The sequence below is a fragment of the Candidatus Brocadia sp. genome (assembly GCA_021646415.1).
Lineage (GTDB): Bacteria > Planctomycetota > Brocadiia > Brocadiales > Brocadiaceae > Brocadia.
This window is the reverse complement of record SOEU01000002.1, coordinates 292732-304096: the sequence shown is the minus strand read 5'-3', so window position 1 is coordinate 304096 and position 11365 is coordinate 292732. Positions and strand designations below refer to the sequence as shown.

The 11365-nt window shown below is 42.5% G+C and carries 12 protein-coding genes and 1 CRISPR repeat array; of the genes, 2 read left to right on the top strand and 10 right to left on the bottom strand.

The genetic code is table 11. The annotated features are described in order from the left end of the window. Positions 1-4 precede the first annotated feature (4 nt). Complete coding sequence (locus E3K36_03175) at positions 5-682, bottom strand: hypothetical protein (protein MCF6154257.1); 678 nt, start codon at positions 680-682, stop codon at positions 5-7. Positions 683-996: 314 nt separating this feature from the next. Here E3K36_03175 and E3K36_03170 point away from each other — a divergent pair, with 314 nt between their 5' ends. Next, entirely contained in the window at positions 997-1848 is an 852-nt protein-coding gene (locus tag E3K36_03170) for a cation transporter (GenBank protein ID MCF6154256.1), read from the top strand. A 286-nt stretch (positions 1849-2134) separates the two neighbouring features. On the opposite strand, the gene E3K36_03165 is transcribed toward E3K36_03170, so the two are convergent. After that, positions 2135-2425 (bottom strand): hypothetical protein, encoded by a 291-nt coding sequence (locus tag E3K36_03165; GenBank protein MCF6154255.1) that lies wholly within the window; start codon positions 2423-2425, stop codon positions 2135-2137. A gap of 79 nt (positions 2426-2504) precedes the next feature. Between E3K36_03165 and E3K36_03160 the strand changes: the two genes are divergently transcribed. Then, a complete protein-coding gene (locus tag E3K36_03160) occupies positions 2505-3467 on the top strand; it encodes a class I SAM-dependent rRNA methyltransferase (protein MCF6154254.1) in 963 nt (320 codons plus the stop codon). A gap of 9 nt (positions 3468-3476) precedes the next feature. On the opposite strand, the gene E3K36_03155 is transcribed toward E3K36_03160, so the two are convergent. The 8 genes from E3K36_03155 to cas8c all read right to left on the bottom strand — a co-directional run bounded on the left by E3K36_03155 (position 3477) and on the right by cas8c (position 11364). Then, complete coding sequence (locus E3K36_03155; protein ID MCF6154253.1) at positions 3477-3791, bottom strand: hypothetical protein; 315 nt, start codon at positions 3789-3791, stop codon at positions 3477-3479. Positions 3792-3818: 27 nt separating this feature from the next. Continuing rightward, entirely contained in the window at positions 3819-4454 is a 636-nt protein-coding gene (locus E3K36_03150; GenBank protein MCF6154252.1) for a cobalamin biosynthesis protein CbiM, read from the bottom strand. Between the two features lie 186 nt (positions 4455-4640). After that, positions 4641-5534: a CRISPR direct-repeat array (repeat unit 37 nt; unit sequence GTTTCAATCCTCATCCAGCCCGAAGGCTGGATGCTAC). 178 nt (positions 5535-5712) lie between these two features. After that, positions 5713-6003 (bottom strand): CRISPR-associated endonuclease Cas2, encoded by a 291-nt coding sequence (gene cas2 / locus E3K36_03145; protein ID MCF6154251.1) that lies wholly within the window; start codon positions 6001-6003, stop codon positions 5713-5715. An 11-nt stretch (positions 6004-6014) separates the two neighbouring features. After that, positions 6015-7046 (bottom strand): type I-C CRISPR-associated endonuclease Cas1, encoded by a 1032-nt coding sequence (gene cas1c, locus E3K36_03140; protein ID MCF6154250.1) that lies wholly within the window; start codon positions 7044-7046, stop codon positions 6015-6017. A 147-nt stretch (positions 7047-7193) separates the two neighbouring features. Then, the gene (gene cas4, locus E3K36_03135) at positions 7194-7823 is read right to left on the bottom strand and encodes a CRISPR-associated protein Cas4 (protein MCF6154249.1); all 630 of its coding nucleotides are present in this window, start codon (positions 7821-7823) and stop codon (positions 7194-7196) included. Then, a complete protein-coding gene (locus tag E3K36_03130; GenBank protein MCF6154248.1) occupies positions 7813-8403 on the bottom strand; it encodes a four helix bundle protein in 591 nt (196 codons plus the stop codon). The genes cas4 and E3K36_03130 overlap by 11 nt, the downstream gene beginning before the upstream one ends. A gap of 181 nt (positions 8404-8584) precedes the next feature. Beyond that, the gene (gene cas7c, locus E3K36_03125) at positions 8585-9496 is read right to left on the bottom strand and encodes a type I-C CRISPR-associated protein Cas7/Csd2 (protein ID MCF6154247.1); all 912 of its coding nucleotides are present in this window, start codon (positions 9494-9496) and stop codon (positions 8585-8587) included. Positions 9497-9576: 80 nt separating this feature from the next. Then, positions 9577-11364, bottom strand: coding sequence for a type I-C CRISPR-associated protein Cas8c/Csd1 (gene cas8c, locus E3K36_03120; protein MCF6154246.1), 1788 nt, complete (start codon positions 11362-11364; stop codon positions 9577-9579). Between the last annotated feature and the right edge of the window lies 1 nt (position 11365).

Genomic DNA, 11365 nt, shown 5'->3' with positions numbered 1-11365 from the left:
ACTATTATAATTGTTCACAAATCCCTGTTGTTCTTACCATAAAGAAATGCATACCCATAAATAATCCCATAATCAGCGGTATGCCTGCTACATGCGTGGCATATAGGTATATCAACATGGCCGAATGCTTGTTCACGTTACTTACCGATAACAAATTCCCTGTGTAATAAATGAGTACGGTCAATATAAGCAGACATGCACCTGATACCCAGTGAAACTCTCGTGGATGCCTGTAAATCCCTTTAAAGAGAATGCGAAGCATGTGACTAAATACCATTCCAAGCATAATATTAGGCCCAACTGCATGTATACGTTGAATAAGCCATCCATAGGGGACGTTATGAGTCACATTTTGAATACTGGTTAATGCATCTCTTTCACCAGGAATAAAGTGGAATACAAGAAATATTCCTGTAACTGCCTGGATCATGAATGCAAACAATGACAACCCCCCCATACATCCAAACCAGCTCAACCCTTTGGGAATCAATTTTCTGGTAATATTGATTTCTATAAGTTCTTTCAATATACCCTTACTTTCCATTTCATTATTCATTACTTCAGTTTTTTTATCATTCATATTCGATTCCTGAACAAGTCTGAAAAGATAAAATCCGAAACACGAAATTCGTGAGTCAACCCTGTCAGGGTTTAAAACCCTGACAGGGTTAATTTTATCCATATTTTTTGCTAAAAATGCCAAAATTATCTTTGGAAGATACTGTATGTTCGTAGTTCATTGACTAAGAATGGACGGCTCATTTTGATGACGGGATTATCTCCTTATGGTGTCGTTCCTTACTTAGCAACACAAATGCCGGATTTACCGCGTTCTTATCAAGAATGGGGAAAAAGTCAAGCCAGGAGAAGCTGAGAAGGGGAAAATATTTTTTTTGGAAAAGTATTTCGTTGTATTTATAGTCAAATTCCTGTAAAAATTACAAAATTATTTTGTAAAACTTACATAGTTTGGGTTAAAAGCAATCGCTGGTATACATGGAAAATAAAGGTCGTCAGGCAACGATTATCCTGATCATTTGCAATGTCTTTCTGTTCTCTATCAAGATAACTGCCGGTATAATGTCGAACAGCCTGGCAATTATTTCAGATGCCGTTAACTCGCTGACCGATATTATTTCTTCCGTAATCATATTCTATGCCGTAAAGACCTCTTCCAAACAGGCGGATGAGGGACATCCTTTCGGTCACCATCGTGCAGAACCGATAGCAGGTTTGATCGTGGCTATTTTTGCGGGTATTTTAGGATTTGAAATCCTGCACACCGCTGTGTTCAAGCTGATGGAGACACATGTGCATAAGGTCGGTATTCCTGCGATCGTAACACTGCTGGTGTCTATAGGCATGAAGTTGATCCTGTCCGGGTACTTAAAAAAGGTAAGTCTTAAAATTAATAGCCCTGCTTTGCTGGCAAGCTCTATCGATAGCAGAAACGATGTATATATATCCACGACCGCCCTTGTCGGTGTTATCTGTGGACGTTACGGATATACACACATGGATGATATTGCAGCGACCCTTATCGGTTTTTGGATTATCTACTCGGGGTATAAGATTGGCATTCATAATATCGATTACCTCATGGGCAGACAGCCTGAATCAGCTATCATGGAAGAAATAAAAAAGAAGGCATGCGCGGTATCAGGCGTTATGGGAATTCACGACGTCCGTGCGCATTATGTGGGCAATTACATTCATGTTGAAATTCATATAGCATTAGACCAGTCCTTAACACTAACGCAGGCACACGGCATTGGGAAAAATGTCCAACGGGCAGTAGAGTCTATAGAAAGCATCCACAAGGCATTTGTGCATATAGACCCGATATAAAGAGTACACAATGTGATACTATATCGCGCGGAGTCAATGGTCTGATTTAATCTTAAATTCAAAATTGCCAGAAAGTCATAAGACGGACTATTGAACCTGCAAAGTTGACAAAGGTCTGATCAAATGTAAGGAATTTCAAACAAAAATTTCCTCTCGCAGAAGGGGACAACCAATTGTCCCCCGCTGGCGGGGGTGAAAAGAGGTGGACTCCTCTCAGGAAAATTTGTATTTATAGGTCACCGAAGGCCTAATTTAATCACTCTTTGGGACGAGAAAGGAGGGTGTCTCATTCCTGGGAATGAGACACCCTGTTGGGCGGAGCGCCATTTCGGAGTCTTCGTGTTGTTTGGATATATTTTTTGCCGATAGTTGCGGCATTATCATAATCAAACCGTTGAAAACAATGCTGGCATTCGATATAGTTGTCGTTTTGTCTCAGGCTGGGGAGAATATTACTTTCCTCAGTCCTTATACCTTGCTCAGGGGATTGTTTAATAACTTGAAAGTTACTCGTAAAAATTTTAAATTCCTTATCGTTACCACAACTGGTACATACAAAAAATGTTTTCGTTATCATGTGTTCAACCTCCTTACGAGTATAAGCAACAATAATCAATCTAAAATTTATATAGCAGTAAACACGATATGAAATTATTTTGTTCCCAATAAAGATGCTGTCCTATAACTCAATCATTCATAAGGCATGGTCATTAAGAAAAAAGTATATAAATCACACCATGACAAATGTATATCGGCTGGTGAATTCTTATGGAGATGCCTTGCCTGAAGTAACTGTTGATATTTATGGCAAAAATATCCTGGTGCAATATTTTAAGCCATACGAAGACCAGGCAAAAAAAGGTATTTATCATGCCCTCAAAGAAACGTTAATGCCCGAAAATATAACCGAAAAGGTACGATTAAAGGGTGAAGATATTAAAACGTATTCGGTTTACGGTGCGGCAATTCCTAAAGATTTTGTGGTGCTGGAAAACGGGATAAAATTTGATATATCGTTTCGTGAGGGTGGTGGAACCGGACTGTTTTTAGACCAGCGGGATAATAGAAGAAAGGTACAATCCCTGGCTGAAGGCAAGGAAGTATTGAATTGTTTTTGTTATACCTCCTCATTTTCAATTTACGCAAGCCTTGGAGGCGCAGCGCGGACAGTTAATGTGGACCTGTCCAGGAAAGCAATAGAATGGAGCAAAAAAAATTTTATCCTGAATCAAATCGACGTTAATAACCACGAGTTTATAATGGGTGATGTCTGGGATTGGATCAAACGATTCCAAAAAAAGAGGCGGACATTTGACATGATTATTATCGATCCCCCCAGTTTTTCCACCGGTAAAACAACAGTATTTGCTGTAGAAAAAGATTTTCCCAAATTAATTGGACTGGGACTCGATCTTCTTCGCGGGGATGGTATTCTGGTCTTTTCTACGAACATAGCCAAAATGAACTTCTCGAAATTTTTCCAATTATTCCAGAAGGTAAAAAATTTTACCTCAAAGTCGTACAAGCTTATCGGTGTTTCATCACAAGGTTTAGACTTTCCCATAAATGGAATACATTTCCCGGAGCCCTATCTAAAGTTTGTCATGTTGTCGTGCTAGCAACTAATTCTACAGATTTTTGCGCCGCTTTTTCAGTAAATATCCCACAAAAACTGTTATCCCGAACACAATAAATACCCCAATAATGCCAGCATACTGTTTGTTGAATCTCTGTTTTACGGTGGGCATTGTGTAATCAGGCATAGGAGCCTTCAGCATGGGTTTGAAATCCTCTTTTTTTAAAAATCCCATGGTCTCTTCCGACACTTTTTCAAGTCCATCGGGCTTCTCCGAGACAAACGGAATAATAAGGAATATCAATCCTATAATAAAGGATAAACCGAAGACGAGAAACAACACGATATTTTTTTTGGATAGATTCATAAAATCCTGGAGTTCTCCGTATATATACTATAATTTCGGCAATTGCAATAGATCCGGTCTTACCCGCGAAAGCAGGCTTAATGCAGCAACGGTAATAAGCCCCTCTCCAATGCCAATCATGGCATGAATACCTGCCATAGCCGGCACAACGATCTTCAGGGGCATCGTGCCGGAAATACTTAATTCAGTGGCACAACAGACTGCTGACAGGACAAGAGAGCACCATGCCGCCGTAAAACCGCCGATAAAAATACCTTTTTTGCCCTGAGCAAAATATTGGAAAATATTATGGATGTAGTATCCTAAAAATCCCCCGATAATACCCATGTTGAATATATTCGCTCCCAAAGCAGTAAGTCCGCCGTCCTGAAAGACAAGACACTGGGTGGTAAGCACCGTAGTCATGATAAGTACAGATGCCCATGGACCGAGCAAAATAGCGATCAGGGTAGCACCCATGAAATGACCGCTCGTCCCGCCGCCTACGGGAAAATTGAACATTTGAGCCGCAAAGACAAAGGCTGCCATGACGCCCAATAAGGGGATGTGTTTCTCTGATATTTTCTTATTTGCCTTTCGAACTGCAATACCAATAAATAAACACGAAATACCGCCCATCCCAATCCACGTCTTCGTGTCCAGAAATCCGTCAGGGATATGCATTCAAACACCTTTCATAAAACTCAATTTATTTTATAATTTATTTCTGAATGTATATAGCAAAATGGAACGATAGATACAATAAAAACTTGGAAAAGTTTTCTCGCAATTCTCTATGTCGTAGATACAAAATTAATTTTGAGGCTGAATGCACGTATTAACGACTATTGGGGCAATTTGGGGCATCAAGTTTCAATCCTCATCCAGCCCGAAGGCTGGATGCTACTTTCTCTTTCAGCTTTTCACATTTCGGACAATCTGTTTCAATCCTCATCCAGCCCGAAGGCTGGATGCTACGCCAGTGATTAGGTCTATAATTTTTTCTTTGTTGGTTTCAATCCTCATCCAGCCCGAAGGCTGGATGCTACATGTTTCATTAGCCATTACCTTTGCCAGAACGACGTTTCAATCCTCATCCAGCCCGAAGGCTGGATGCTACGAACTGAATATTACCCTGAATTTGTTGTGAAAAAAGTTTCAATCCTCATCCAGCCCGAAGGCTGGATGCTACGCGGCTGGCGGGAGCGTGGTGGCTGGCGGGTACGTGTTTCAATCCTCATCCAGCCCGAAGGCTGGATGCTACGTTATAAGCCGTGCCTGTTGCTTGTATGTCCTCGCGTTTCAATCCTCATCCAGCCCGAAGGCTGGATGCTACTTACTCCGTATCTGAGACCTGCTTTCCACGAAAACGTTTCAATCCTCATCCAGCCCGAAGGCTGGATGCTACAAAATCTGTTGTTTCCTCCGTGCCCGACCTATAAGTTTCAATCCTCATCCAGCCCGAAGGCTGGATGCTACGTCCCACGGTGGACACCTTACCCACGGATTTAAGTTTCAATCCTCATCCAGCCCGAAGGCTGGATGCTACATTTGCCAATGCCTTCGGCCCTATCAGGTCATTCGAGTTTCAATCCTCATCCAGCCCGAAGGCTGGATGCTACCCGAATTCCGCAATGGTTAAATCATCTATCAAAGTTTCAATCCTCATCCAGCCCGAAGGCTGGATGCTACGCCTGGTGGATTTTGTGGAAGGAGGGGTGATCTGTGTTTCAATCCTCATCCAGCCCGAAGGCTGGATGCTACGGTCGCACATGGAACGTCTCACAGTTTATATATTTATGTATTTCCATCTGCGAACGATCAATTTTTACTCTATCAAGACATCGTTTATCAATAGGTCACCTCCTCTAACAGGTTTGATTTTATTATGATACATAAACTGCGAACCCTCCGGGGTTTTCAATATCGCAACAGGTTCGCGTTAAATAATTAAAGGTTCGTCAAAGAATACCGTCCTGTTAACGCCATGTTCTTCTACATGTGCATCTCTTGGTTCCTGCAGCCTATAGAATCTAAGGCTGTCTTCTTTTACATCAATCTCCTTCAATAGATTGCGTCTTAACGTCTCAAATTGCGCCTGATCCACAGAACATTCAAAGACCGACTTCTGTACCCTTTGACCAAAGTTCTTGCATGCCTGGGCAACCCTGCGAAGCCTCCTGCGCCCTTCCTTTGTTTCTGTCGTAACGTCATACGTGACTATAACCCACATCTCTTCCTCCTTTACGAATACAAAACGGGAATATATTCTTCCATATCTCCGCGTAAGTGCCTTGCCAGGAGACGCGCCTGAACATGAGGAATCAAGCCAAAGGGTACTTTCTCCTCCAATAATGGATGGGTGAATTCATCCTGCTTTCGTTTCTGATATGCAACGACAACGGCCTTTCTCCCCCCTTCATTGAGATAAACTGCACCCCCTTCTCTCTCCTCAAAATCCTTCTCTGTAATCTGTTTCAGGTTTATAAGGGTAAGGGCAAGTCTGTCTGCCAGTATAGAACGTAATTCCTCCATCAAGTCCAGTCCCAGAGAGGGTCTGCCCGGTCTGATGGCATGCAGAAAACCCACCTGAGGGTCGAGTCCCACCCCTTCAGCTGCAGATACACAATCATTGAGAAGGAGCGTATAAATGAACGATAGCAACGCATTCATCGGATCTCTCGGCGGACGTCGGTTACGGCTTTTCATGATAAAGGTTTCCCGATTTTCCTTGACCATCGTATCAAAGACCTGGAAATAGGCATTGGCAGATATGCCCTCAAGTCCCCTGGTCTCGTCAATAGTACCACTTTTCTTAAGATTGATGAGTGCATCAGAAAGGGATGTCGCTGCCTGTCTTAGTCCCGCTTCTATCCCAGTATTTTCTATCTCTCTGGCGCCCCTTAAAAGTATTTGGCGTGAATTCTGCAATTTTGCGGCTACGATATTCTTTGCAATAGAGGCGGCCTTATTTGCATCACTTGCTGCCACATACTGTGCCTGTCTGAGGAGTACATTTCCCGTTGTTTTTCCGACAACCCTGGCAAGAAACTGACCATTCATATTGAGAAAGACGACAGCCTTGCCATTTTCAGTGCAGCGATGCATAAGAAACGGGCTCATCATCACATTTCCCATGGTAAATATCGCCCCTAAATGATGGAGCGGTACCTGAAGCTGGGTCTTCCCCTCAACTTCCACTTTTACTGTCTCATGGTCCAAGGTAAGGTAAGCACCCTGGGTCATTACATAAAGTGTATTCAGAAGCTGCTTCATATTAGATTCCTGAATGAATTTATGATATAAAAAACCAACCACAGAAAACACGGAGAATATTCAAGACATTATCACGCTGTTTCCTCTCTGGAATAAACCAGGGGACTAAGGGGTGTGTTTATTCCTCTCCTCCCCCACGAATTTTTTTTATTCCACAACAAACAGCTTTTTCGTTATACTGTGGTGTCTGGTCTTATTGTGTATCACCTCAGGCAAACACGATTCTTTGAGAGAACAGTCCCTGCACCGCTTGTCGTTTACTGGTGGTGGCAGGTATCTTTCAGCAATCATCCTGTGGGTAGCGACGGCAACTTCTTCCACCTGTTTTCGCATGTCCTCTGTAAAAACAACCTCTTTTCTTTCTCTGGATGCATGCCAGAAGATGGCTCCTTTCTCCACCTTCACCCCAAGCATCTCCTCCAGGCAGAGTGCCTGTGCGCAAAGCTGCAGGCTTTCATGATGGCCGATCCTGTGTCTCCCCGATTTATATTCCACAGGATACGGAACGTTTCCATGAAATTCTACCATGTCTGCTTTCCCGACAAGATTTAATCGTTTTGACCAGATAGGAAGCGACCTTTCATATCGTACGCCTTCCAGCATATGAGAAGATTCTATATCAACAGTTTCATGCACAGCTCTGCCGCGCAGGGTATACAAGTTTTCATCAAAGGTCTGCTCCACGTGGATGAGTGCGCACTGGCGCGGGCAGTAGCTGTAATGTTCCACTGAAGAGAGCTGGATTAAATCGTCTTCATTATAGGTCTTATTTGTCATATCTGTCTTGTTCTTTTGTTTTCCGCATCTGTGATCGTGTACGATAGAGTCTTTCCGTGAATCCACCATTTTTCAGGAACTCCTTTTCCAATGCCCGCAACTGTTGGTCAAGCAGGTAGTTTGTCTGGTGAATCAGGCAGATCATGGTGTTTGCAGCAGCTTCCGGCGAGCTTTGCTCGACATAGGTCTTATAAGTCATATAGGACCTATTTTTCTGATAGCAGAGACTTCTGATTTCTTTAGCTTTCGGATGCTCTTTTCCCCAAAGCGGCAGCCCCTTTTGCCTCAAAAAGTCCTGAAAATCAAGGAGCAATTCTTCAAGGCTTGCCCGTGCCACGCCGATGAGCTTAAGTTCGGTCTTTTTGGACGTGCCCGAGGCCATGCTGCCTTCGGCGATGTTCTGTTTGCCGCTGCGTGCCGCCTGCACCATCTGGTCATGGGTACGGGACCGACGATCAATGAAACGGTTGCAGAATACTATCGTGGCGTCATACACAATCTCCGCCATCTGGTAAGACTGCAGCTCCCGATACCCGCCGTGCAGCGGGATAAGCTGCGGGGATTCTTTTTGATCGGTCATAGTGTGTTACCTCTTGTTTTTATATTATTAATCCCAATTGGTCTAACCATACTTTTTGCTCTCTGTTATAAAGTACTCCGTAAATGCAAAACGTAAATAAGGGCACACTGGCAAGACATTAGCTGTAATGCTCCAGGGCGGAGACCATAATGGGTTCGTAATTCTGTATTGCCATGCTCACTTACCCTACTAATTTTGTAAGAGTAACACCCTCAGGAAAATTGGTTTCATTAATGGATACTTTATAATCACTAAAACATCTCGTTGATTCAGCGTTATCATTACGCTTTACTTTTATCCTGTCAAATAAAGTGTGTGCAGACGCATTACCTAATTCACTATTATGACTAAAAATATAAAGCCCGCGACATGCCATCAACCCTCTGCTAGCAGAGTGGTCTATATCCCATATGTTTTGAAGGGCCGACCAGAAGAGTTTCAAATCTTCATTCGATACACCGGTGTCTTTGGCAAATGTAGGTGTAAAAAAACCATATCCTAGATAAAGGCCATATGGAAGCAATGCTTTTCTTCCCATTTGTGATGACGAAGCTATTTCGTCATCTTCCTGACCAATACCAGTATCACCAGCATTTGTTAAAGCGACACGAGTAATTGAAAGATCAAGAGGAATAACTGGGTCTATTGAACGTGCAAAAGTAAGTTGTAGCGGCCCTCGAACTTGGCCACAATTCCATTTCTTGTTGCTATCTTTTGTCTTACCAGTTGTCATTACGACACCGAACATTCTTACGTCATAATAATTCTGGCACATCCATTTCCTAGCTTCTTCATTTGGAGAATCACCGGGTTCAGCTTTTATTGCTTCATAAGCACGTTTTTGCTCATTAGCCAAAATCCCTTTGTTTTGCACATAAATTTTCATATTAGCTTTATTGCCATTTGTGACATCTATAAAATTCCTAACTTTTCTTTTAATACACACATCAGTTACCAATCCCTGCATAGTTTCAGGATCTACCCGAGGAAGATTCCCTGCGTCTGGGTCACCATTAGGGTTGCCGTCAGTTACGTCAAACAGAAGAACAAAATCGTGTCGTTTTGTCACATCATTGTAAATGGCATTGGTCATTTGTGTATCTCCTAAAAATGTGGTTTAAAATGCTTACGAGATTCCGAAACAAGTTCGGAATGACAATAAAAATATCAATGTCATGCTGAACTTGATTCAGTATCTAATTTTCTGTTTTTCTCTTCTTGTTGAGACTGCTTGTAGGCGATGGCTCCTGCCCTGTCAGCAGCCCTCTGATGATAATAGCCAAGCGCAAAGCGCCCTTGATCTTCTAAAGTCAATGTCTTAGGAAATGAATTCAATCCTGATTGAACCTCATCGAGTTTCTTTTCAAGTGCCTCAAAGGTGCCACGTTTCTCTTTTCGTAACTTACTGAGGTGAAACTGCGCGCCTCGCAAAAGTCTTCCAAATACTGATGCAGGCGCAGACGATGCAGTGCCAAAAAAACGGTCTACAACGGTAGCCTTTGCCCCAGGGATTGCGGCCATTTGAACCGACTCAATTACACCGAGCAGACGACCGCAAAGATATGCCGGATTGCGGTTTTCCAAATCAATCTGTTCCATTTTATCCTCCTCTATAAAATTGTTGTTTTGTGACTGTAAGACCATTTTTATAAGGACTGCACGGGATATTGTGACCTTCTGTTCAGCCCTGTTTCTTCTTACTGCCTGATATAAAAGCCACATGGGTAACGCCCCACCATTTAACGCTGCATGAATCAGTACCTTGAAAATATTCGGAGACAGGCCGTTAATATCACGCCTCCTTTTTACTTCTGGAGCTAAATCGTCTATAATGCCACTTATCCATTTTTTATCTTTTCCGAAGTAGCCTTTAATAGGCGACGGCAAAGTCTCATCTCCTGTATAAACATCCACTATTTGCTGAAGTTTAAACCAACGTGCCAGATTTTCCTGGGCATTACTCACTGTTGTTTCTAACCAGTCTCTAACTGCAACACGGGCGCCACTGGCTGAAAATGCAGTAGCGTAGAAAGGTGTAGAATCTATTTCTACCGCTGCCTTTTTACCGCTAAAGACGGATTTCACAAGCATCTTCACCTCTCCTGGTTCTGGCTTGGAAAGGATGGAGGCAAAGGAGAAGCCTGTTTCCTCTTTTGTCCAGAAGATATAGACCAGTTTGCCTGCTGTGATATGTGTGTTTTCTCCTTCCAAAAGTGAGTTTGCAGCTTTACTAAACCTTTCTCCACATTCCTGGCAGGTCGGAGCAATAAGAGACTCTTCAAGTCCGTAAGATTCGAAGGCGGGCGAATTGGCTGAAATCATAGCCGTTCCAGCGGTTTGACCACCTGGTATTCGCTTAATCTTAAATGGCAATCGCCTTATGGCAGGTTTTTCTTCACCGCAAATAAGACATTGCATGATATCCTTTCCCCTTACATCACCATCTTTACTGTTAGTTTCTTCTCCTGTGTATCCAGACCAGAATTTCTGGATGGATGGTAGGTCTATGGGTAATATACCATTAATACGGAAAGTTAGATTTTGACTTGGATCAAAGTCTTCTTTCAAAATAAGTTCCGCACAATTCGTATGTTCGTAAAATTTTAAGATAGAGTAGATTGTGGATTCATTTGTACACTCAGCAGCTTTTTTTATAAGTTCAACAAAAGCTCTATTACATTCCTTAACACGTGCAGTGTCGGAGTCTTTGCGTGCCTTACCTAATACATATTCACCATTATCAGCTAATAGTTTCGCCTTAATTCCTGACGCCCTGCCAATATGTGGAGCAAGAAAACTCTTCCCTTTATCATTCTTTTTCTCTCCGTCTGAAGTAGGGATAATCCCTTGTAATTGACCATCCATATCAATGTCAATTATCCATTTAATAACCATCTTCCCATACATGGAAGGGGTTGAAGGAATACGTTTAGAATATTCTTTGAGTCTTTGCAAAAGCATC

Excerpts from the sequence above, each read along its gene's own strand:
- cas2 (MCF6154251.1), bottom strand. The coding sequence starts at position 6,003 with ATGTGGGTTATAGTCACGTATGACGTTACGACAGAAACAAAGGAAGGG.
- E3K36_03130 (MCF6154248.1), bottom strand. The coding sequence starts at position 8,403 with ATGACCGATCAAAAAGAATCCCCGCAGCTTATCCCGCTGCACGGCGGG.
- cas4 (MCF6154249.1), bottom strand. The coding sequence starts at position 7,823 with ATGACAAATAAGACCTATAATGAAGACGATTTAATCCAGCTCTCTTCA.
- cas7c (MCF6154247.1), bottom strand. The coding sequence starts at position 9,496 with ATGACCAATGCCATTTACAATGATGTGACAAAACGACACGATTTTGTT.
- E3K36_03150 (MCF6154252.1), bottom strand. The coding sequence starts at position 4,454 with ATGCATATCCCTGACGGATTTCTGGACACGAAGACGTGGATTGGGATG.
- E3K36_03170 (MCF6154256.1), top strand. The coding sequence starts at position 997 with ATGGAAAATAAAGGTCGTCAGGCAACGATTATCCTGATCATTTGCAAT.
- cas1c (MCF6154250.1), bottom strand. The coding sequence starts at position 7,046 with ATGAAGCAGCTTCTGAATACACTTTATGTAATGACCCAGGGTGCTTAC.
- cas8c (MCF6154246.1), bottom strand. The coding sequence starts at position 11,364 with ATGCTTTTGCAAAGACTCAAAGAATATTCTAAACGTATTCCTTCAACC.
- E3K36_03165 (MCF6154255.1), bottom strand. The coding sequence starts at position 2,425 with ATGATAACGAAAACATTTTTTGTATGTACCAGTTGTGGTAACGATAAG.
- E3K36_03155 (MCF6154253.1), bottom strand. The coding sequence starts at position 3,791 with ATGAATCTATCCAAAAAAAATATCGTGTTGTTTCTCGTCTTCGGTTTA.
- E3K36_03175 (MCF6154257.1), bottom strand. The coding sequence starts at position 682 with ATGGATAAAATTAACCCTGTCAGGGTTTTAAACCCTGACAGGGTTGAC.